A 21,710-nucleotide genomic window follows, 5' to 3' on the forward strand; every position below is an offset into this window, starting at 1 on the left:
AAGGGGGAAGTACCATGGATTTAGAACTAATTCGTCAAAATATTGATGTTATTGATCAAGAGTTGGTTATCTTAATTGAAAAGCGGATGAACTTGGTTAGCCAAGTAGCAGCTTTCAAGAAAGAGACGGGCAAGGCTATTTACGATAAAGAACGTGAGGATGCTATATTGACCAAGGTGTCAGAACTTGTAACCGATAAAAACTATGAACCCTTTGTTGTTGCGACTTTTGCAGATATTATGAAGGAATCGCGGGCCTATCAAAATCACAATTTAGAAGATGAGCAGAATCCTCTCTAAAAGACAGAAAAAAATACCGTTTTAAAAGAGGATTCAAAAGAGGATTACTACAGCATCTAAAGTAATTAATCAATAATTTGTAGAATCGACTGATAAATTCTCTATTTGTCATGTTTGGAGGAACTAGTGCAAAAATCATTAAAAAATAATCTTATTCTCATTCTAGCAGCTATTACTGTTGGCCTGCTTATCGGAGCGATTGATACTTTGTTTGGTCGAGTCTTGATAACTCTCAGTGATTTTCGCGATAGTCACTACTTCGCAACCTTGCCTTTTCTAGCTTTAGCAGGACTGGTGAGTGTCTGGCTTTACCAGCGCTTTGGGGGAAAGAGTAGCCGAGGAATGAGCCTGATATTTGAAGTAGGGCAGGGGAAAGGTAACTACATTCCTAAAGTGCTTGTCCCTCTGATTATGTTAACAACTTGGTTGACCCACCTTTTTGGCGGCAGTGCTGGCCGCGAAGGTGTAGCTGTTCAGATTGGAGCAACCGTTTCTCACTGGTTGGGAAAGCAATTACCCGTCAAAGACGGCTCTCGTATCTTTCTCGTGACAGGCATGGCTGCCGGTTTTGCAGGTCTCTTTCAAACACCATTGGCTGCTACTTTTTTTGCCTTAGAAGTATTAGTCATTGGAGAATTAACAGTAGCAGCCTTACTACCAGCTCTATTGGCTTCTCTTGTCGCTAGTCAAACTTCCCATGTTCTGGGGTTGGAAAAGTTTGCAGCTCCGCTATCAGTGGATCTAGATCTAACGCCTGTGCTTATCCTTAAACTATGCCTGCTGGGTCTTTGTTTTGGTGTGGTTGGGACAGCCTTTGCTGCTGGGCTAGCTTGGGCTAAAAGGCAAGCAGCGGTTTATTTTAATAATCCCTACATTCGCATTGCCCTAATAGGCCTAACAGTCACCGGTTTACTGCTCTTATTCTGGCAGGGGCGTTACGCAGGGTTAGGAACTAATCTCATTTCTCTAAGTTTAGATGGCGGAAATATCTACATATGGGATTGGCTTTTAAAATTTGTATTAACCCTTCTTACCTTAACAGCTGGTTTTCAAGGTGGAGAAGTGACACCCCTGTTTGCTATCGGTGCTAGTCTGGGAGTTGTTTTGGCCAGTCTTTTTGGCTTACCACCGGTCTTTGTCGCTGGACTTGGTTATGCAGCAGTTTTTGGTTCTGCAACCAATACGCTGTTAGCTCCGATGTTTATCGGTGGTGAAGTTTTCGGCTTTGCTAATATGCCTTATTTTGTTATTGTCTCTGCCTTAGCCTTTCTTGTCAACCATAAATACGGCATTTATGCCTTGCAAAAACGCTAATCATAGTGTAAAATAGTCCTATGTGTGCAATGGACACACGAAAATACGGCTAATCCGCTGGGACAAGCACCTAAGATTAGTAAGATAGGAGAAAAATAAATGAATCCATTAATCCAAAGTTTGACTGAAAGTCAACTGCGTACTGATATCCCTGACTTCCGTCCAGGTGACACTGTCCGTGTTCACGCTAAGGTTGTCGAAGGTAGCCGCGAACGTGTTCAGATCTTTGAGGGAGTGGTTATCTCACGTAAAGGTCAAGGTATCTCAGAAATGTATACTGTCCGTAAGATCTCAAGCGGTATCGGTGTCGAACGTACATTCCCAGTTCACACACCGCGTGTCGAAAAAATCGAGGTTACTCGTCACGGTAAAGTGCGTCGTGCTAAATTGTACTACCTGCGCGCATTGCAAGGTAAGGCTGCGCGTATCAAAGAAGTGCGTAAATAAGAAACAGTTCAGTGAGCTGTCTAGGTTGAAGAAAATAACCATTTTCTTCAACTTTTTTATTTGCAAGATAAAAACTCTTAGAATGCTGAGCAATCAACAATTCTAAGAGTAGTCAATATTATCTATCATTCCAGAGTTTTTAAAATAAGTTTTATCCATGTTTTGAACAGTCCATTAGGCTGTTTTTTTATTTTTCTTCAGAATTTGATGGCTTATCTTCTAAATGATTTGATAAGTTTTTGAACATGTCATTCAGAGTTAACAGACGTTTTTCAACTTTTTTAACAGAGGCTTCTAAAGTAAATCCCTCTTCTAACATTTCTTGGATTAAAAGTATTTTTTTGATGTTCATATAATCATAACGTCTGGTTGTCCCTTCCTTATCCTTCTGAGATTGGATAATTCCTTTTTCCTCCCAATAGCGGATTTTTCGAATAGGAATACCAGTGATTCGAGAAACTTCACCGATACCGACAACTAATTTTTTTAAGAGTTCCACATCCAATAATGCTGAGTAATCTTCGTTTCTTTTCTCCATAAAACAAGCCCTTTTTAGTCTATATAAGTTTTTCTGATAGCTCTATTTTACAATATTGAGAGTTAAAGGACAATTTTTCTTGACTATCAAAAATATTTAATCTACAATTATTGTAGATTAAATGCAATAATTGTTTATTTATTGCAGGAAGGAGATTGACATGAGAGAAAATCGAGTCAACAGAAACGAAGTGATTTTAGCAACGTTACTATTTTGGTGTGGTCTTGTAGTTGTCGCCAGTAATTATATAACGATTCCTTTGATGTCTGTTTTTAATCAGCAGTTTCATGCCAGTTCAGAACAAACAGCCTTGTTAGGAACAAGTTTTTCCTTTGCTTATGCTTTTAGTTGTCTTTTAGTTGGAGTTTTATCTAACCAATTTGGCAGAAAAAGAATGATGGTTGGAGGCTTGATTTTATTGTCAGTCGTTACTGTTATCATTCCCTTTGGAAACCAGCTGTCTTGGTTAATTGTGGGACGGATGATTCAAGGAATAGCTGCATCTAGTTTTGCTCCCGTTGCTGTTATCTATATTTCTGAGAAATTTTCAAAAGGCTTTAAGGGGACAGTCGTAGGCCTCGTCAGTGCTAGCTTTTTGATTTCAGCGATTGTAGGCCAAATTGTCAGTGCTTATATTAGCCAGTTACTGAATTGGCAAGCAGTCTTCTATATATTTGGAATGATTTATTTGTTAACGGCTCTTATCTTATTTACCTATGCTTCGCCCGTTTCTAAACAAAATCAAGGAATTCATTTTTCTCAACTTTTGCACCAGTATTGGAAGGTATTAAGAAAAAAGGACTTAGCTAAACTTTATCTGATTGCACTCACGTTATTGTTTGTCTTTGTAGCTTTTTACACCGTTTTAGAAAACTATTCAGTTCATATACTTCATTTGAGTAAGACTATGGTTTTCAGGATAAGGGCTTTGGGGATTGTCGGTATGATGTTTGCTCCCTTGGCGGATAAATTGGCCAAAATGTTTGATATAAAACGAGTACTCATCTTGTCTTTGCTGTCTTCGCTTCTATCTCTTTTTATTGTTGCTTTTTATCCCTATCTCAATGTGTTGATTGTAATGAGCCTTTTATTTGTAGCCGGAATTTCAATCATTGTTCCCGTTTTAATTATTTTAGTGGGAAAATTTGGGCAGGAGCAAGCTGGAATCGCTGTTTCTTTTTATACCTTCACTTTGTTTTTAGGTGCCAGTTTTGGACCGCTTGCAGGAGTTCAGCTATTGACCTTGTTAGGGGAAAAAATAACTTTTTTGACCTTAGCACTGATATTGTTATTCAGTATGCTGATGGCATTTACTTTGGAGATTAAAGGAGAACAATAATATGCAGAAGGTATTAGTATTAGGCGCAACCGGCAGAACGGGAAGCTTGGTCATAGAAGAATTGTCTAAATACAAGTCTATTCAGCTCATTGCTGGCCTAAGAAAGCAGGAAGATAAGGGGCGGCTGCCTAGGTTAAAGGCAGCGATAGAGACAGCAGTGATTGATATTGCTGATGTCTGCAGTCTGCGCAAAGCTTTGATTGACAGCGACATTGTTGTTCAAGCTATTCGCCTACGAGAAGATATATCAAAAGATGCTTTAATTCAGCTGGATCGACGGATTCAGCAAGCTCTTAATCCCTCAAAGAAAACTCATCTGGTCACGGTTGGAGGTGCTGGATCTCTAAAATTAGCGAATAATCGGCGCTTTTGGGAAGATGAACATTTTCCAAGACAAACTCTACCTAGAGGAATTGCTCACGCTAAACTGAGAGACTATTTGGAAGAGTCAACTTTTGATCATACTTGGACCTATTTGATTCCTCCGCCAGTTTACATTGCTCAAGGAGTAAGAAGCGGTCGTTATGATTTCTATCCTTCAGCACAAAGAGAAGAATTTTTTCTCAATAAATCTATTTCTTATGCAGATTTTGCCTTGGCGATAGTAGATGCTGTCATAGAAGAGTGGCAGGGTGTTTACTTAATTTCAGGAAAGGAATAGCCTCATGTTTTAATTGCTTGAATCAGCTTCTTAGGGTTGCATTCGTTTTTAGTCTAGGGTACAATAGAGGAAGCTGATGTGTCTCCTTAGTTAAATGGATATAACAACTCCCTCCTAAGGAGTAGTTGCTGGTTCGATTCCGGCAGGGGATATACTTGAAAGCAAGGATAGTAGGAACTGAGAACTTACGACTCAGTTTTTTAATTTTATGCAGTATGAGTGCAAGTGGCTCATACTGGGTCTCAAACTCATATAGTAGTGAAAGTCAGTGCTGCTTGCTATTACTCCCTCTTCTGAGCTGCTAAGCATTGTCAGTCTCTGCATGTTGCTGCTTCCTATCATGAAGAATTAAGTTAGCGCAACCACTGTTGACTAATTTTTGAACGACCGCTCACATTCTAGCGCTGAGAGAGCGCTTCTATTTTCTTGTCCCATTTAAACAATAGTGCTACAATATCTTGTATAAGAGTAAACAGCTGGACACAAGATGTTGTAATAAAAGGAGTTTTTTCTTGAAGTTTGTATATATTAGCCTGAGCGGCAATACTAAGGCCTTTGTTGATAAATTAAGGGGGTATTTTGCAGCCCACTATAGCCAAATCCCGATTGAGACACTGGATGTCAAAGAAATGGTGAAAAGTGGTCAATCTTATCCTGATTTCGATGAACCTTACATCGCTTTTTTACCAACCTATCTCGAAGGTGGAAATGGTGTGGATAATGGTGATCAAGAGATCTTAACAACTGATCTGCGCCATTTAATCGCTAAGGGAAATAATGCCCAATATTGCTTGGGTATTGTCGGTAGTGGTAATCGTAACTTTAATAATCAGTTCTGTTTAACGGCTTATCAGTACTCCAACCAGTTTGGCTTTCCCGTTCTTGACACTTATGAGATGAGAGGGCTGTCTGCTGATGTGGAGCGAATTGCTGAGAAAATTTTGCAGGTCTATGGTGCAGTTAGCTAGTCGCCATTATCCTAAAAAGTAGGTAAAAATGATTTTTAGACTTAATATTTTTGGTTTCTGAATGGCCTTGGCTTAGTTGGTGGAAAAGTACGGTATCAATTTTCCTGCGGGGGATAAAAAATAGGTGATTAGCAATTCACTGGTTTTACTTACGATAAATTTAGTCTGGACAAATTGTCTGAATTGTGCTACAATTTAAAAATATAAATCGGAGGATTCTGAATGAGAGACGACATCAAGATTAACGATCGAGCCGAGGCCATCAGCCAGGAATTGGTGAGTAAATTGGAAACAGTTTACGACCCGGAAATTGAGTTGGATATCTATAATCTGGGTCTGATTTATGAAATCGATCTAGATGAAAAAGGTCACTGTAAGGTCGTTATGACTTTTACCGATGTAGCTTGTGGCTGTGCTGATACCTTACCTATTGATTTAGCGGAAACCTTAAAGACCATTGATGGTATCGAGTCAGCCAGCGTCGAGGTTGTCTGGAAGCCTGTTTGGAAACTCACTCGTATTAGTCGCTTGGGTCGTATCGCGCTAGGAATCAGTCCTAAATAATGGCATTTTAGAGAAGAGGAAGTCTTATGACAGAAGATATGAAGAAGCTCCGTCATCGTTCAGCTGTCTACGATAGTATGGTTAAGTCTCCTAACCGCGCTATGCTGCGTGCTACAGGGATGACTGACCGAGATTTTGAAACGCCCATTGTTGGTGTCATCTCAACATGGGCAGAAAATACGCCATGTAATATTCACCTTCACGATTTTGGTAAGATTACCAAAGAGGGTGTCAAAGACGCGGGAGCCTGGCCCGTTCAATTTGGTACCATTACGGTAGCCGATGGTATTGCTATGGGAACGCAAGGTATGCGTTTTTCCTTGACTTCTCGTGATATTATTGCTGATTCTATTGAGGCAGCGATGGGCGGTCATAATGTAGATGCCTTTGTCGCTATTGGTGGTTGTGATAAAAATATGCCTGGGTCAATGATTGCCATTGCTAATATGGATATTCCAGCTATCTTTGCCTATGGTGGTACTATCGCTCCAGGTAGTCTGGACGGTAAGGACATTGACTTGGTTTCTGTCTTTGAAGGGGTTGGTCACTGGAATCACGGTGATATGACCGAAGAAGAAGTGCGCCAAATTGAATGTAATGCCTGCCCCGGTCCTGGTGGCTGCGGCGGTATGTATACGGCTAACACTATGGCAACAGCTATCGAAGTTTTGGGAATGAGTCTGCCCGGTTCTTCGTCGCATCCAGCTGAATCAGCTGAAAAGAAGGCTGATATTGAAGAAGCTGGGCGTGCGGTTGTCAAGATGCTGAAAATGGGCCTTAAACCATCTGATATTCTGACGCGCGAAGCCTTTGAGGACGCTATTACAGTAACGATGGCACTTGGTGGATCGACTAACTCAACCCTTCACCTGCTTGCTATCGCGCATGCAGCCAATGTTGAATTAACCCTAGAAGACTTTAATACCATTCAGGAAAAAGTGCCGCACCTAGCTGATTTGAAACCATCTGGCCAATATGTTTTCCAAGATCTCTATAATGTTGGCGGTGTGCCTGCTGTTATGAAATATCTTTTGGCTAACGGTTTCTTACATGGTGATCGTATGACTTGTACTGGTAAGACCGTTGCTGAAAACTTGGCAGCTTTCTCAGATTTAACACCTGGTCAAAAGGTTATCATGCCGCTTGACAATCCTAAGCGTGCAGATGGCCCTCTGATTATTCTCAATGGTAATTTAGCGCCGGAAGGTGCTGTTGCCAAGGTTTCTGGAGTTAAAGTCCGTCGCCACGAAGGTCCGGCCAAGGTATTTGATTCTGAAGAAGACGCTATTGAAGCAGTTCTGAATGATGATATCGTTGACGGCGATGTTGTGGTTGTCCGCTATGTTGGTCCTAAGGGTGGCCCAGGTATGCCTGAGATGCTTTCTCTATCATCCATGATTGTCGGTAAGGGGCAGGGGGACAAGGTTGCCTTGATTACGGATGGTCGCTTCTCTGGTGGTACCTACGGTTTAGTTGTCGGTCACATTGCACCGGAAGCACAAGACGGTGGTCCTATTGCTTACCTAAAAACTGGTGATACTGTCATCGTCGATCAAGATACTAAAGAAATTACGATGAAGGTATCCGAAGAAGAATTGGAACGTCGCAAGGCTGAAACAGCGATTCCGCCGCTTTACTCACGCGGAGTTCTCGGTAAGTATGCCCATATTGTTTCTTCAGCATCAAAAGGTGCTGTTACCGATTTCTGGAATAAGGATTAGAGTTAAACGAACGATAGTGCTGTCAAAAGAGGCGGAGAGCCCATTCTTATCTCCCCTCTTTTTTTGTAGCTGCAAAAGTGGTAACATAGTAGTATCATACATTTGGAGGCTATCATGCAGAAATTAGGAACCTACTGGTCAGGTTTTGCTCTGACGGCTGTTATAGCTCTTGTAGCTTTGGTACTGGGCAATTATATTCCTTTGATTGGTTCCAGCATCTTCGCCATTATTTTAGGCATTATTGTCAGCAATACAATAGGGATTCCAGCGTCTGCCCAAGCAGGAGTAGCCTATAGTGGCAAGAAGATTTTACAATATGCCATTATTATCTTAGGGGCAAGTATGCCCATTCAAGAGGTATCTCAGACAGGTTTTTCATCCTTGAGGATTTCGGTGACAACTATTGTAATTTCATTTGTAGTATCCTACTTAATCGGTCGTTGGCTCAGATTGCCGCGCAATTTAGAGGTTTTAATAGGGTTTGGGACAGCTATTTGTGGCGGTTCCGCTATTGCAGCAGCTTCTCCTATTTTGGAAGCTGAGGATGATGAGATTGCTCTATCCATGTCGACAATTTTTCTTTTCAATATTGCAGCTGTCTTTCTTTTTCCCATTTTAGGGCACCTCATGCAGATGACAGACACCGCTTTCGGTCTCTGGGCAGGAACAGCTGTTAATGACACATCATCAGTAGTGGCTGCCGGCTATAGTTACAGTCAAAAAGCTGGAGATTTTGCAACGATTGTTAAATTAGCACGGGCACTGATGATTGTCCCTGCCTGCTTAATTTTAGCTGGAGTCCAATTCTATCATTCAAAAAAGAATCAGCAAAATTTTTCATTCGCGAAGGTTTTCCCATGGTTTATCCTATGGTTTCTTGTGGCTTCCTTGCTGACTTCCCTTGGAGTTATCTCAAAGAATTTTCTTCCTTGGGCCAAACTTCTGTCACAATTTTTAATGGCTATGGCACTGGCGGGTATCGGCTGCAAGGTCTCTTTTCGGCAATTTAAGCAGGCGGGATTTAGACCCCTGATTACTGGTGCTGTAACATGGGCTGCAGTAGCTCTGTCCAGTCTCTTTCTGCAATATTTTGTTTTTTAAAGTTATGACCTCGTTACAAAATCATGTTATAATATTTTTTAATTGTGTTAAGGAGTGTGGTGTATGCCAAGAAAAAGAAAAAGGCCGCTGGATAGTCGGATTGACTACACGGTAATCTTACCAGTATTTCTTTTAATTTTAATCGGAATGGTAGCTATCTATACTGCTACCTACCATGACTACCCCAAGACGATTTTATCAGTCATGATCCAACAAGTTATTGGTGTTGTAGTGGGCTGTATCGTTGCATTTGTTGTCATGTTTTTTGATGTTGAACGGTTATGGAAATTAACCCCTTATCTTTACGGTGTGGGACTTGTTCTAATGGTTTTACCACTATTTATTTATAGTCCTACCTTAGTAGCTTCTACAGGGGCTAAAAACTGGGTTAGCATTGGTTCGGTCAGTCTGTTTCAGCCATCAGAATTTATGAAAATAGCCTATATCTTGATGCTGGCACGCATGGCTGTCTGGTTTAAAGATGAAAATAAGGAAGAAGAACCATCACTTAAAAAAGACGGTCGGCTCCTACTCCTTTATTTAGGAGTCACTGTACCGGTCTTGCTGCTGTTGGTACTGCAAAAGGACATGGGAACAGCAATGGTCTTCTTAGCCATCTTAGCAGGTCTGATTGTCTTATCGGGTATTTCTTGGCGCATCATCTTACCGGCAATTTTAGTCGCGACAATAGGTTTTGGCCTCTTCCTTTTAGTCTTTACTAGTAACTGGGGAAAAGAGTGGCTTTATCATATGGGAATGGATACCTATAAAATCAACCGTGTCGCTGCTTGGTTGGATCCCTTTGCTTACGAATCAGGCATTGCCTACCAGCAGGTACAGGGTCTGATTTCCATCGGTAGCGGTGGAATCTTTGGTAAAGGTTTTAATGTTGCGGATTTATCTGTGCCAGTCAGAGAATCGGATATGATTTTTACGGTGATTGCAGAAGATTACGGATTTATAGGCAGCATTGTTGTTATCTTGCTCTATTTAATTTTGATTTTCCGGATGATTCGTATCACGATTGAATCAAATAATGTATTTTACACCTACATTTCAACAGGTTTTATTATGATGATTCTTTTCCATATTTTTGAGAATGTCGGTGCAGCTATTGGAGTTCTTCCGCTGACAGGTATCCCTCTTCCTTTTATTTCTAAGGGGGGGTCCTCACTCATGTCCAACCTGATCGGTGTTGGTCTGATCCTATCCATGTCTTATCAAAATTCATTGACTAAGGAAAGGCGCATTGATGAACGCATGAGTCGTAGTAATTGGAATAAATACTGGATTTAGGTAAACGAACTGGTACAAGGAAGTGCCAGTTCGTTTTTATGTGAACAAGTCTGTCTTATAGCCTTGATGTCAGCCAATAGAAGATCTGTAGAAGTGTGTGCCGCTTTTCTGGCAATTGAACAAGGGTCTAATTTCTCTGGGAAAAAGAAGAAACATCCTATGTGCCAAGAACCCAGCACCTATATTTGTGACCAGCTGTTGTTGATTTAATTTCCAACTGCAACAGCTTTCCCAGACCTTACAGGCTAATTTTCTTTAAGTCATTTAACGGCTCAGTAACTTATATATAGAAAACACGGTAAAGTAATACTAAGAAAATGCGGGCTTATTTTGGTTCAAAACAATGTGTCGTCATGGACAGCAAAATGGGCTGGGAAGTCCCTTGAAACAAGGGTTTAATACCTACAAATCAGGTGCAAAAACGAGAGAAATATGCTATAATTAAGATTATGAAATTTCATGATTATATTTGGGATTTAGGGGGCACTCTGCTTGATAACTATGAAATCTCAACGCAGGCTTTCTGCCAAACACTTAAAGAATTTGGTGTTGAAGCTGATCACGACCAAGTCTATGCGAGGCTTAAGGTTTCAACAGAAGCTGCTGTCGCTCACTTTATTCCCAATCACCCTACTTTTTTGGCTCGTTACAAGGATCGCGAAGCTAAAGCATTAGCAGCTCCTATTTTATTTGCAGGAGCTGAGGAGTTGCTGGCGCAAATTGTTGCGGATGGCGGTCGAAATTTTTTGATTTCGCATCGAAATCACCTGGTCCTAGATATTTTGGATAAGGCAGCTATTGCCCAGTATTTTACTGAGGTGGTGACCAGTGAGAGCGGCTTTGCTCGAAAGCCTGATCCGGAATCCATGCTTTATCTCAAAGAAAAATATAATATGACAAACGCCCTTGCCATCGGGGATCGGGAGATTGATCGGCAAGCAGCACAAGCAGCAGGGATTGACGCCCTGCTATTTGATGGCACAAAACCATTATTAGAAACGGTAGTGTAGAATGACAGAAGAGAATAAAAACAAAGATGCATTAGCGCAGGAATACGATGCTAGCCAAATCCAAGTTTTGGAAGGCTTAGAGGCTGTAAGAATGCGCCCGGGTATGTATATTGGATCCACCTCCAAGGAAGGCCTCCATCATCTGGTTTGGGAAATTGTTGACAACTCAATTGATGAAGCCTTGGCTGGTTTTGCCAGCCATATTGAAGTCTTTATTGAAGCAGATAACTCCATCACTGTTACTGATGACGGCCGTGGTATTCCTGTTGATATTCAAGAAAAAACGGGTCGTCCTGCAGTAGAAACTGTCTTTACGGTTCTTCACGCTGGCGGTAAGTTTGGCGGCGGCGGTTACAAGGTTTCTGGTGGTCTACATGGTGTCGGCTCTTCCGTTGTTAATGCTCTGTCCACATTTCTGGAAGTGCGCGTCCATAAGAATGGTCACATTCACTTCCAAGAGTACAGACGAGGAGTTGTTGTTGATGATTTGAAGATTATTGGTGATACTGAACGCACAGGTACAACAGTCCACTTTGCACCGGATCCAGACATTTTCACCGAAACAATCGAGTTTGATTTTGACAAATTAGCTAAGCGAATTCAGGAGCTGGCCTTTCTCAATAAGGGGCTAAAGATTTCAATCACGGACAAGCGCAGTGGTCAAGAACAGCAAGAGGATTACCATTATGAAGGTGGGATTGTCAGTTATGTTGACTATCTCAATGAAAATAAGGATGTGCTTTTTGAAAATCCTATCTATACAGATGGTGAGCTGAATGGCATAGCCGTTGAAGTAGCCATGCAGTATACGGGAACTTATCATGAAAATGTTCTTAGTTTTGCCAATAATATCCATACCCATGAAGGCGGTACTCATGAACAAGGCTTTAGAACAGCTTTAACACGTGTCATCAATGATTACGCTAGGCAGAATAAACTGCTCAAGGAAAAGGATGATAATCTCTCTGGTGAGGATGTTCGAGAAGGGCTGACTGCTATCGTTTCTGTCAAGCATCCTAACCCTCAGTTTGAGGGGCAGACCAAGACCAAGTTAGGAAACTCAGAAGTAGTAAAGATTACCAATCGTCTTTTTAGTGACGCTTTCTCCCGTTTCCTCTTAGAAAATCCTCAGGTAGCTAAGAAAATCGTGGAGAAGGGGATATTAGCTTCCAAAGCTAGGATTGCTGCTAAACGTGCCCGCGAAGTGACACGCAAGAAGTCTGGTCTGGAAATTTCTAACCTGCCAGGTAAGCTGGCGGATTGCTCATCTAATAATGCTAGCCAAAATGAGCTCTTTATTGTTGAGGGGGACTCAGCCGGTGGTTCTGCTAAGTCGGGTCGCAATCGCGAATTTCAAGCGATTCTGCCTATTCGCGGTAAAATTCTTAATGTTGAGAAAGCCAGCATGGACAAAATCTTAGCTAATGATGAAATCCGCAGCCTCTTTACTGCCATGGGAACTGGCTTTGGTGCTGAGTTCGATGTCAGCAAGTCGCGTTATCATAAGCTGGTCATCATGACCGATGCTGATGTTGACGGAGCCCATATCCGGACCTTGCTCTTAACCTTAATCTATCGCTTTATGCGTCCAGTACTAGAAGCGGGCTATGTTTACATTGCTCAGCCACCTATCTACGGTGTTAAGGTCGGAAGTGAGGTTAAAGAATATATTCAGCCGGGTTCTGATCAGGAAACAAAATTACAGGAGGCCCTAGAACGTTACACACAGGGGCGCTCTAAACCAAGTGTCCAACGGTATAAAGGACTAGGAGAAATGGATGACCACCAGCTTTGGGAGACAACCATGGATCCTGATAACCGCCTGATGGCTCGTGTCTCAGTCGATGATGCAGCAGAAGCAGATAAAATTTTTGATATGTTGATGGGAGATCGTGTTGAGCCTCGCCGTGAATTTATCGAAGAAAATGCCGTTTATAGTACCTTGGATATTTAAAAATCTGGGATTCCAAGTGAAAAAGTGTGGGAAAGAACCTGATTTTTATAACAGATCACTTTCTCACGACTGTAGTCGCTTGTTTGCTCATATCTACTGTTTCCTAATGCCAGATCTAGATAAATAGAGTAAGGTATTTCCAAACTGATAAATTCCACTAGAATATTTCTGGAAAGTGGCATAGACGGACATGATGGCACCGCCCTCAATTAAGTTAGAACTTTTTTTGATATGTCCTTGGAACTATGATATAATGGGGCGTACTATGTGATAATGTGAAGGTACTCTGTGCCTTTGACACTAAAAGGAGAAAACATGTCGAGCGGAATTGTAGTACTGATTGTAGCTGTTGTCCTTGTGGTCATCGTCGGCTACCTTATCGGTGTTATTCTAAGAAAACGAAACGACCTGCGACTGGTTCAATTAGAGGAGCGTAAGCAAAAGTTATTTGACCAGCCGATAGCTCAAGAGTTGGAAAAGGTCAAGAAACTCAACTTGATTGGTCAAAGTCAGACGACTTTTCGTGAATGGAACCAAAAGTGGACGGATCTTACCTCTAATACTGTCAAAAATATTGAAGCCAACCTAACTGAGGCTGAAAATCAGAATGATTCCTTCCGTTTCTTGAAGGTCAGAAATTCGATTGGAACTATCGAAAGTCAGTTGGATCTAGCTGAAGAAGATATCGCAGCGGTTCAGGAAGCGCTAGAAATCCTACAGGATCAAGAGGATAAAAATAGTGCACGTGTTAAGCATGCCTTGGATCTTTACGAAGATCTAAAAAGCAGCATCGAAGATAATGCCGATAATTTCGGGACCACCAAGAACGAGATCGAAAAACAGCTCAAAAATATCGAAGCAGAATTTTCACAGTTTGTTACACTCAATTCAACCGGTGACCCTGTCGAGGCAGCTGAAATCTTGGACAAGGCAGAAGAACATACCATTGCTCTCGGTCAGATTTCTGAAAAAATTCCAGCGATTGTCGCCAAATTAGAAGATGATTTTCCAGATCAGCTGGACGATTTGGAGTCTGGATACAGCAAGCTGTTAGAGGCACATTACCATTTCCCAGAACGCAATATCGAACGGCGCTTTCAGGATATTCGTGAGTCAATCAGCAGCAATGCTGATGGCCTAGTTACCTTAGATCTGGATCGAGCTAATGATGAAAATGCCGAAATTCAAGAAAAGATTGACAGTCTCTACGCTATTTTCGAGCGCGAGATCGATGCCAACAAACAGGTTATGAAAGACAGCAAAGTTCTGCCTAAATATCTGGAACATGCTAAGCACAATAACGATCAGCTTGAAAAAGAAATGGCGCGTCTCAACCATCTCTATATCATTGAGGATAATGAGACCCTCAGCGTTAAAAACTTTGCTAAGGAATTAGAGACCATCGAGCAAGATACGATTCCAGCGATTGAGAACTTTGATACACAAGAAAAACCATATTCAGAGCTCAAGGTTATCTTTGATGATGCGCTTAAAACCTTGTCGACAGTGGAAGAAGGCCAAATTGAACTCGGCGGAGAGCTCAAGAGTATTGAACGTATCGAAAATGAATCTCGAATCAAAGCTGATGATTACATCAACCAGCTTCATGTTATTAAGCGTTTTATGGAAAAACGCAATTTACCAGGTATTCCGCAGGATTTCCTCAGTATCTTCTTCACAACGAGTGAGCATTTGGAAACCCTTTTAGATGAACTGAATAAACATCGCATCAATATTAACTTGGTAGCACGTTTGACCGAATCTGCAGGCTCTTCTATGGATCTCCTGCTTGAAACAACCTACCGTGTGGTGCAAAATGCTACTTTGACAGAACAGCTCCTCCAATACTCCAACCGTTATCGGAGTTTTGAGCCAGCTGTCCAAGATAGTTTTGAAATTGCTCTGCGTCTATTTGAAAAAGAGTATGACTACAAATCATCTTTTGAAGAAATCTCATATGCCTTGGAAATGGTTGAACCAGGCGTAACCGATCGCTTTGTATCATCTTATGAGAGAACACGCGAAATTATTCGCTTTTAAAGTAGATAGTTAAACAGAGTCGAGCCATTGTGTTCGGCTCTGTTTTGCAACTATGAAAGAAAAGTCCTCTCCGCCTATTATCCCTATTTTCATAGGTACTGATAGGTGTTGTTTACAAGGTAAAGAACCCCAAAAAGTGCGATGAAATTTAAGAGCTATTAAGCAAAAAACACCCTGTTTTGTGATATAATAAAATTCCGTGAATGAGGGAAAATTAATTGAAAGGAGCACCTATGTTCGAGACAGCAGACAGGCCTGAACGTGTGATTTTACTTGGTGTTGAATTGCATGAAACAAAAAATTTCGACATGTCCATGCAGGAGTTGGCTAGCTTGGCTGAAACAGCAGGTGCTCAGGTTATTACTGTTTATTGTCAAAAACGGGAGCGTTATGACAGCAAGTTGTTTATAGGTTCAGGGAAATTGGCTGAAATTGCGGCCATGATTGCGGCTGACGAGATTAATACTGTCATTGTCAACAACCGTCTAACCCCTAGACAAAATTCAAATTTGGAAGCAGCTTTCGGTGTTAAAGTCATCGATCGTATGCAGTTAATCCTAGATATTTTTGCCTTGCGTGCTCGCAGTCATGAAGGCAAGTTGCAGGTCCATTTGGCTCAGCTCAAATATATGCTGCCGCGCTTGACTGGTCAGGGTGTTATGCTTAGTCGACAGGCTGGTGGTATTGGCAGTCGTGGTCCGGGTGAGAGCCAGTTGGAACTCAACCGACGCTCTATCCGTCATCAAATTGCTGACATTGAGCGCCAGTTGCAAGTGGCGGAAAAAACTCGCTCAACCGTACGAGAAAAGCGTCTGGATTCTTCGGCTTTCAAGATTGGCTTGATTGGCTATACTAATGCTGGTAAGTCCACCTTGATGAACAGGCTAACGGATAATCGTCAATATGAAGCCGATGAATTATTTGCGACTTTGGATGCAACGACGAAACAGATTTATCTTAAGGACCGTTTTCAGGTGACTCTGACCGATACTGTGGGCTTTATTCAAGATTTACCAACAGAGTTAGTGGCGGCCTTTAAATCAACCTTGGAGGAGAGTCGCCATGCTGATTTGCTCTTGCATGTCATTGATGCTAGTGACCCCAATCATGCCGAACAAGAGGCTGTTGTTCTATCAATTTTGGAGGATTTGGGGATGCAGGATATTCCAAGGCTGGCTGTTTACAATAAAATGGATCAAACTGACCAGCTAGTGGCAACAGCTTTTCCAAATATCCGTCTCTCCCTCAAGGAGAAAAATAGTCGACAAATACTACGTCGACAAATTTTGGACGAGGTTGAGCAGCTTTTTGTGCCATTCTCACTTAAAATAGGTCAGAACAAACTTTATAAGCTATATGAATTAAGCAGGGTTGCTCTGCTTGACCCTTATGAGTTTGAAGGTGAAACTACTACAATTACAGGTTTTATCGCTGAAGAAAACAAATGGAAGCTGGAAGAATTTTATGACTGATGTGATCGATTTAGCTCTTAAATATGGTGGTTTTACGAGTTTAGATAAGGTTTACCTGACAACAATTTTATCCCAGCTGACTCCGGAAAAACAGCAATTGCTAGTGACACCGCCGCCTAGCGTCGTCAATGCCTATTTTTCTGAACTCTACCAAAAGCAGGGACCAAAGGCTGCTACAAATTACTATTTTGAACTTGCTAAGGCTTTTGGCTGGTTGACCTCTCAGCCTTCATTTACACATGAGCAGCACCCTTTTGTGCGCTTGAATCTGTCTGGTCAGTCTTTCGGTTTTGTTTATGAAACAGATAATGAGACTGCTCAGGTATTTTCTGAACAACCAATCAGTGCAACTGGTGGTCTTTTGATGGAATTAGCACAGATTTTTCCCCACTATAAGGTTTATCGAGAAGGCGATGAAATAAAAATGCGGCCGCTTATCTTTGATGAGGAAGGTAAGAAAGAGTTGGATTTGTTAGCATCGGATGCTCTTTTAACAAGTGCCTTCCGCCTCAAAGGAGGAATTATCAAGGTTTCGGGTTACAATGCGCAAGAAGTTTTAGATGTCGCTGATAACTTAGTTTCAGGGATAGATAAAGCTATGCTTTACTACGGCTTTCAGCAAAGAGAATGCACGATTTATATACAAGAATAGATTAGAAAGAGCCAGAACTATGGGGCTTTAGCTAGCCGATAGTATGGTTATTGGGATTTAGTATGGAACTACAATTTTTAGGAACAGGTGCAGGTCAACCCGCTAAAGCGAGGAATGTCTCAAGTCTAGTGCTAAAGCTCCTTAATGAAATCGATGAAGTCTGGATGTTTGATTGCGGTGAAGGAACCCAGCGCCAAATTTTAGAGACCAATATTAAGCCGCGTAAGATTAGAAAGATTTTTATTACACACTTGCATGGAGATCATGTTCTCGGATTGCCTGGCTTTTTAGCCAGCCGATCTTTTCAGGCTAGTGAAGAACAGACTGATCTTGATATTTACGGTCCAGTGGGGATTCGGAGTTTGGTTCTGTCTAGTATAAAGGCGACGGGAACGCGGCTCCCCTACCGCATTCATTTTCACGAATTTGATGGCAAGTCGTTGGGACAAATTTTAGAAACGGATAAATTTACAGTCTATGCGGAGAAGTTGGATCATACTATTTTTTGTGTAGGGTATCGTGTAGTCCAAAAAGATCTGGAAGGGAGTCTGGATGCAGACGGTTTAAAGGCTGTAGGTGTTCCTTTTGGTCCCTTGTTTGGCCGAATTAAGAGTGGTCAAGATATTGTATTAGAAGATGGCAGAACAATCACCGCCAAGGACTACGTATCCCCGCCACGTAAGGGTAAAGTGGTAACCATTTTAGGTGACACCAGAAAGTGTCATGCTAGTGTGCGTTTGGGCTTGGGAGCTGATATCTTGGTTCATGAAGCGACCTATGGCAAGGGAGATGAGCGCTTGGCTAGAAATCACGGACACTCTACTAATATGCAGGCTGCTCATATTGCTAAGGAAGCATCAGCCAAACGTCTTTTAATGAACCACATCAGCGCTCGCTTCCTAGCTCGCGATGTTCGTCAATTAGAAGCAGATGCTCGAACCATCTTTGAAAATTGTAAGGTAGTTTGGGATTTAGAAGAGGTAGAAATCTAACCATGGGAAAGAGTCGTATTATCGCTGTGACAGGAGCTTCTGGGGGACTAGCAGAGGCTATCATCAATCTTTTACCTTCTGATGATAGCGTTATTGCCATAGGACGCAATAAAGGAAGACTGGACCAGCTCTATGCTGGCAAGCCACAGGTTCGTACTTTTGGTTTGGATATCCGTTCAGACAGTCAGGTGGCTGCCCTAGTTGACCAACTCTATCTGGAATATGGCCGTATTGATATTTTTATCAATAATGCAGGCTTCGGAGAGTTCAAAAGCTTTGATCAATTTGACTCTGAGACCATTCGAGAGACTTTTGATGTCAATACGCTGGCTACTATTAACTTTTCCCGTCTGGTCGGTGCTAAAATGGCTCAGCAAAGGAGCGGTCACATCATCAATATTGCCAGTATGGCAGGGAAGCTGGCCACTATCAAGGCTAGTGTCTACGCGGCAACCAAGTTTGCTGTTATCGGCTACTCCAATGCCTTGCGTCTGGAATTAGCCGATAACAATGTCTATGTAACAACGGTTAACCCCGGTCCTATATCGACTAAATTTTTCGACAGGGCTGATCCATCAGGCGGCTATCTCCAAGCAGTAGAGCGCTTCAGCCTGACGCCTCAACAAGTGGCAAAGAAGATTATCAAAAGTCTGGGTAAAAATAGGCGCGAACTCAATATGCCCTTTGCAATGGTTCTTTCTGCTAAATTTTACGCTTTATTTCCTAAAATGGCTGATTTTCTTTCGAGAAAGGTTTTCAATTACAAATGATTTCGTCAAAATATGACTGGACTATAATCGAACAGGCTCCCAGCGAGTCCTTTTTAGAACAGGCACATAAAAAAGGTTTAGATGACACAGCTGCCAAAATTCTTTTTGAGCGAGGCATCCATACTCAAGATAAGCTTGATGACTTTTTAGCCCCTGATCTATCCCATTTACATGATCCCTATTTGCTCCATGATATGGAAAAAGCTGTATCTCGGATTCGCCGAGCTATCGAAGATAATGAAGCCATCCTAGTCTATGGTGATTATGATGCTGATGGAATGACATCGGCTTCTATCGTGAAGGAAACCTTGGAGATGATAGGGGCTGAAAATCTGGTTTATCTGCCCAATCGTTTTACAGATGGATATGGGCCCAACCTCAGTGTCTACAAATATTTCATTGAACAGCAAGGAATTTCGTTGATCGTGACTGTTGATAATGGTGTGGCTGGACACGAGGCTATTGGCTATGCCCAAGATCAGGGGGTAGATGTCATCGTGACTGACCACCACTCGCTGCCAGATGAATTGCCGGAGGCCTATGCTATTGTCCACCCTGAACATCCGAAAGGGAATTATCCTTTTAAAGACTTAGCTGGCTGTGGTGTAGCTTTTAAGTTAGCCACAGCTCTCTTAGAAGGTATTCCCAATGAACTTCTTGATTTAGTGGCAATCGGAACGATTGCTGATATGGTTAGTCTGACTGATGAGAATCGGGCTTTAGTAAAATATGGCTTGCAAGTCTTGGCTCAGACCGACCGCATTGGTTTACAGGAATTAATGCATGTGGCTGATATTGATTCTAGCAGCCTTAATGAGGAGACTGTTGGTTTTAAGATTGCTCCCATGCTCAATGCTCTCGGACGTTTGGATGATCCTAATCCCGCAATTGAGCTTTTGACCGGTTTTGACGATGAGGAAGCTCATGATACCGCCCTCATGATTAAGGAGAAAAATGAAGAGCGCAAGGCTTTGGTTCAAACCATTTACGATGAGGCAATGACAATGATTGACCCCGATAAACCAGTTCAAGTTTTAGCCAAGGAAGGCTGGCATCCTGGTGTTTTAGGTATTGTCGCGGGGCGTATCTTGGAGAGCCTCAACCAACCGGTTATCGTTCTTAACATTGAAGCTGGCAAAGCCAAGGGGTCGGCTCGCTCAATTGATGCTGTTAATATTTTTGCAGCATTGACGGATCACCGAGATATTTTTGAGGCTTTTGGCGGACATGCAGGTGCAGCAGGCATGACTCTGTCAGCAGAAAATTTGGAAAAGCTTAGCCATATCCTCTGTGACTATATCGCTGACCATCAGATTGACATGTCTAGCAAAAATAATTTGACAATCGATGAAGAGCTGCACTTATCCAACTTAGATTTTGATACTATTAAAAGTTTAGAACAACTGGCTCCTTTTGGTATGGATAATAAGAAACCTGTTTTTTGGCTAAGGAATTTCAAGGTGCTGCAAAGTCGAACTATGGGACAGCAAGGTGCTCATCTTAAACTTAAATTAGCCCAAGACGGTGCAGAATTTGACCTTGTTGCTTTTTCACAGGGTGACCGAGCTCAAGAATTTGCCCAGGCCAGCCGTCTTGAACTAGCTGTTACCTTATCGGTCAACACTTGGAACGGTAATACCAGCCTTCAGCTTATACTAGTAGATGCCCGAGTTGAAGGAATCCAGCTGATTGATGTGCGCTCAAAATCAGCCAGTCTGCCCGATCAGGTGCCGGTTCTAACGGAGAATAGTAACAGTGATGTTGTAGCAGTGGTTGACCTGCCAGAAGATCCGCACCAGCTAAGGGCACTTTTCAGTGGCAAGGCCTTTCAGGCGATTTATTTCAAAAACCACATTAAGCGTGCTTACTATCTAACTGGTTATGGAACTCGAGAACAGTTTGCCAAACTTTACAAGACCATCTACCAGTTTCCGGAATTTGATGTCCGCCATAAATTAGCTGACTTAGCAGGGTACTTGAAAATCCCTGATATTTTATTGGTCAAGATGATTCAAATCTTTGATGAGCTAAATTTTGTCACGATTGATGATGGGATTATGACAGTCAATAAAAACGCCCCAAAACGTGATATTGCTGATAGTCAAATCTATCAAGATCTAGTAGCTCTGGTCAAATACCAGGAACTGATGGCGCTGGGAACACCGCAGGAAATCTATGACTGGCTGATGTCTGACAGCAGTAGGTAAAGGAATCAGTTAAGAAGCTATATCTCTTGATGCCCCAGTATTAGTCCCAATAGCATTTAAATGTTCTTTGTCTATGGTTTTGCTTTGAAAAATGATCAGCTTTGAGGTATAACGTCTTCTTATTGCTGTTTGAATCATAGAACTTTTAAAACAGTATTGGAATACCAAAAAGGTCCTCGCTTTCTGAATAATCAGGAAAATGAAGGGCCTTTTTATAGGCTCTTTGTCAACTGTAGTGGATAAACCCCACTAGAATTATAGCGCTTTATCATTTCTGTCTAGTTTAGTGTAACCTATTCACTAGCTTTGAACACCGATAAAAATAGTAGCAGGAGTTCGCTTCCGATTTTTCTGGCTCCGAAAAC

The 21,710-nt window shown here is 41.9% G+C and carries 19 protein-coding genes and 1 tRNA gene; 19 read left to right on the plus strand and 1 reads right to left on the minus strand.

Going from position 1 to position 21,710, the window contains the following annotated elements:
• Positions 1 to 14 precede the first annotated feature (14 nt).
• From ACVR1G_RS04740 to rplS, 3 genes are all read left to right on the plus strand, one after another.
• Complete coding sequence (locus tag ACVR1G_RS04740) at positions 15 to 299, plus strand: chorismate mutase (RefSeq protein WP_447452049.1); 285 nt, start codon at positions 15 to 17, stop codon at positions 297 to 299.
• A 126-nt stretch (positions 300 to 425) separates the two neighbouring features.
• Complete coding sequence (locus tag ACVR1G_RS04745) at positions 426 to 1,613, plus strand: chloride channel protein (RefSeq protein ID WP_447452050.1); 1,188 nt, start codon at positions 426 to 428, stop codon at positions 1,611 to 1,613.
• A gap of 99 nt (positions 1,614 to 1,712) precedes the next feature.
• Complete coding sequence (gene rplS, locus ACVR1G_RS04750) at positions 1,713 to 2,060, plus strand: 50S ribosomal protein L19 (protein WP_447452051.1); 348 nt, start codon at positions 1,713 to 1,715, stop codon at positions 2,058 to 2,060.
• 187 nt (positions 2,061 to 2,247) lie between these two features.
• Here the strand turns inward: rplS and ACVR1G_RS04755 are convergent, their stop codons facing one another.
• Positions 2,248 to 2,598, minus strand: coding sequence for a MerR family transcriptional regulator (locus tag ACVR1G_RS04755; protein WP_447452052.1), 351 nt, complete (start codon positions 2,596 to 2,598; stop codon positions 2,248 to 2,250).
• A gap of 160 nt (positions 2,599 to 2,758) precedes the next feature.
• On the opposite strand from ACVR1G_RS04755, the gene ACVR1G_RS04760 reads away from it, so the two are divergent.
• The 16 genes from ACVR1G_RS04760 to recJ all read left to right on the plus strand — a co-directional run bounded on the left by ACVR1G_RS04760 (position 2,759) and on the right by recJ (position 21,345).
• Positions 2,759 to 3,937, plus strand: coding sequence for an MFS transporter (locus ACVR1G_RS04760; protein ID WP_447452118.1), 1,179 nt, complete (start codon positions 2,759 to 2,761; stop codon positions 3,935 to 3,937).
• Between the two features lies 1 nt (position 3,938).
• Complete coding sequence (locus ACVR1G_RS04765) at positions 3,939 to 4,598, plus strand: NAD(P)-dependent oxidoreductase (protein ID WP_447452053.1); 660 nt, start codon at positions 3,939 to 3,941, stop codon at positions 4,596 to 4,598.
• Between the two features lie 80 nt (positions 4,599 to 4,678).
• Positions 4,679 to 4,750 (plus strand) — tRNA-Arg (locus ACVR1G_RS04770).
• A gap of 360 nt (positions 4,751 to 5,110) precedes the next feature.
• The gene (gene nrdI / locus ACVR1G_RS04775; protein ID WP_447452054.1) at positions 5,111 to 5,566 is read left to right on the plus strand and encodes a class Ib ribonucleoside-diphosphate reductase assembly flavoprotein NrdI; all 456 of its coding nucleotides are present in this window, start codon (positions 5,111 to 5,113) and stop codon (positions 5,564 to 5,566) included.
• Positions 5,567 to 5,788: 222 nt separating this feature from the next.
• On the plus strand, positions 5,789 to 6,130 hold the full coding sequence (locus ACVR1G_RS04780) for a metal-sulfur cluster assembly factor (RefSeq protein ID WP_447452055.1): 342 nt from the start codon (positions 5,789 to 5,791) through the stop codon (positions 6,128 to 6,130).
• 26 nt (positions 6,131 to 6,156) lie between these two features.
• Complete coding sequence (ilvD, locus tag ACVR1G_RS04785) at positions 6,157 to 7,851, plus strand: dihydroxy-acid dehydratase (RefSeq protein ID WP_447452056.1); 1,695 nt, start codon at positions 6,157 to 6,159, stop codon at positions 7,849 to 7,851.
• A gap of 114 nt (positions 7,852 to 7,965) precedes the next feature.
• Positions 7,966 to 8,952 (plus strand): YeiH family protein, encoded by a 987-nt coding sequence (locus tag ACVR1G_RS04790; RefSeq protein ID WP_447452057.1) that lies wholly within the window; start codon positions 7,966 to 7,968, stop codon positions 8,950 to 8,952.
• Between the two features lie 63 nt (positions 8,953 to 9,015).
• Complete coding sequence (locus ACVR1G_RS04795; RefSeq protein WP_447452058.1) at positions 9,016 to 10,248, plus strand: FtsW/RodA/SpoVE family cell cycle protein; 1,233 nt, start codon at positions 9,016 to 9,018, stop codon at positions 10,246 to 10,248.
• A 449-nt stretch (positions 10,249 to 10,697) separates the two neighbouring features.
• Entirely contained in the window at positions 10,698 to 11,258 is a 561-nt protein-coding gene (locus ACVR1G_RS04800) for an HAD-IA family hydrolase (protein ID WP_447452059.1), read from the plus strand.
• A 1-nt stretch (position 11,259) separates the two neighbouring features.
• Positions 11,260 to 13,212, plus strand: a complete 1,953-nt coding sequence (gene gyrB, locus ACVR1G_RS04805; RefSeq protein ID WP_447452060.1) for a DNA topoisomerase (ATP-hydrolyzing) subunit B — start codon at positions 11,260 to 11,262, stop codon at positions 13,210 to 13,212.
• A gap of 315 nt (positions 13,213 to 13,527) precedes the next feature.
• Entirely contained in the window at positions 13,528 to 15,252 is a 1,725-nt protein-coding gene (gene ezrA, locus ACVR1G_RS04810; RefSeq protein WP_447452061.1) for a septation ring formation regulator EzrA, read from the plus strand.
• A 233-nt stretch (positions 15,253 to 15,485) separates the two neighbouring features.
• Complete coding sequence (gene hflX, locus ACVR1G_RS04815; protein WP_447452062.1) at positions 15,486 to 16,724, plus strand: GTPase HflX; 1,239 nt, start codon at positions 15,486 to 15,488, stop codon at positions 16,722 to 16,724.
• The gene (locus tag ACVR1G_RS04820; RefSeq protein WP_447452063.1) at positions 16,717 to 17,376 is read left to right on the plus strand and encodes a cystathionine beta-lyase; all 660 of its coding nucleotides are present in this window, start codon (positions 16,717 to 16,719) and stop codon (positions 17,374 to 17,376) included. The genes hflX and ACVR1G_RS04820 overlap by 8 nt, the downstream gene beginning before the upstream one ends.
• Positions 17,377 to 17,438: 62 nt before the next feature.
• Entirely contained in the window at positions 17,439 to 18,368 is a 930-nt protein-coding gene (gene rnz / locus ACVR1G_RS04825) for a ribonuclease Z (RefSeq protein ID WP_447452064.1), read from the plus strand.
• A gap of 2 nt (positions 18,369 to 18,370) precedes the next feature.
• Positions 18,371 to 19,138: an SDR family NAD(P)-dependent oxidoreductase gene (locus tag ACVR1G_RS04830; RefSeq protein ID WP_447452065.1), complete on the plus strand. Its 768-nt coding sequence runs from the start codon at positions 18,371 to 18,373 to the stop codon at positions 19,136 to 19,138.
• On the plus strand, positions 19,135 to 21,345 hold the full coding sequence (gene recJ / locus ACVR1G_RS04835) for a single-stranded-DNA-specific exonuclease RecJ (protein ID WP_447452066.1): 2,211 nt from the start codon (positions 19,135 to 19,137) through the stop codon (positions 21,343 to 21,345). Before ACVR1G_RS04830 ends, recJ begins: the two co-directional genes overlap by 4 nt.
• Positions 21,346 to 21,710 lie beyond the last annotated feature (365 nt).

The sequence above is a fragment of the Streptococcus dentasini genome, from assembly GCF_053206945.1.

Excerpts from the sequence above, each read along its gene's own strand:
- ACVR1G_RS04740 (WP_447452049.1), top strand. The coding sequence starts at position 15 with ATGGATTTAGAACTAATTCGTCAAAATATTGATGTTATTGATCAAGAG.
- rplS (WP_447452051.1), top strand. The coding sequence starts at position 1,713 with ATGAATCCATTAATCCAAAGTTTGACTGAAAGTCAACTGCGTACTGAT.
- ACVR1G_RS04755 (WP_447452052.1), bottom strand. The coding sequence starts at position 2,598 with ATGGAGAAAAGAAACGAAGATTACTCAGCATTATTGGATGTGGAACTC.
- ACVR1G_RS04760 (WP_447452118.1), top strand. The coding sequence starts at position 2,759 with ATGAGAGAAAATCGAGTCAACAGAAACGAAGTGATTTTAGCAACGTTA.
- ACVR1G_RS04765 (WP_447452053.1), top strand. The coding sequence starts at position 3,939 with ATGCAGAAGGTATTAGTATTAGGCGCAACCGGCAGAACGGGAAGCTTG.
- ACVR1G_RS04780 (WP_447452055.1), top strand. The coding sequence starts at position 5,789 with ATGAGAGACGACATCAAGATTAACGATCGAGCCGAGGCCATCAGCCAG.
- ilvD (WP_447452056.1), top strand. The coding sequence starts at position 6,157 with ATGACAGAAGATATGAAGAAGCTCCGTCATCGTTCAGCTGTCTACGAT.
- ACVR1G_RS04790 (WP_447452057.1), top strand. The coding sequence starts at position 7,966 with ATGCAGAAATTAGGAACCTACTGGTCAGGTTTTGCTCTGACGGCTGTT.
- ACVR1G_RS04795 (WP_447452058.1), top strand. The coding sequence starts at position 9,016 with ATGCCAAGAAAAAGAAAAAGGCCGCTGGATAGTCGGATTGACTACACG.
- ACVR1G_RS04800 (WP_447452059.1), top strand. The coding sequence starts at position 10,698 with ATGAAATTTCATGATTATATTTGGGATTTAGGGGGCACTCTGCTTGAT.
- gyrB (WP_447452060.1), top strand. The coding sequence starts at position 11,260 with ATGACAGAAGAGAATAAAAACAAAGATGCATTAGCGCAGGAATACGAT.
- ezrA (WP_447452061.1), top strand. The coding sequence starts at position 13,528 with ATGTCGAGCGGAATTGTAGTACTGATTGTAGCTGTTGTCCTTGTGGTC.
- hflX (WP_447452062.1), top strand. The coding sequence starts at position 15,486 with ATGTTCGAGACAGCAGACAGGCCTGAACGTGTGATTTTACTTGGTGTT.
- ACVR1G_RS04820 (WP_447452063.1), top strand. The coding sequence starts at position 16,717 with ATGACTGATGTGATCGATTTAGCTCTTAAATATGGTGGTTTTACGAGT.
- rnz (WP_447452064.1), top strand. The coding sequence starts at position 17,439 with ATGGAACTACAATTTTTAGGAACAGGTGCAGGTCAACCCGCTAAAGCG.
- ACVR1G_RS04830 (WP_447452065.1), top strand. The coding sequence starts at position 18,371 with ATGGGAAAGAGTCGTATTATCGCTGTGACAGGAGCTTCTGGGGGACTA.
- recJ (WP_447452066.1), top strand. The coding sequence starts at position 19,135 with ATGATTTCGTCAAAATATGACTGGACTATAATCGAACAGGCTCCCAGC.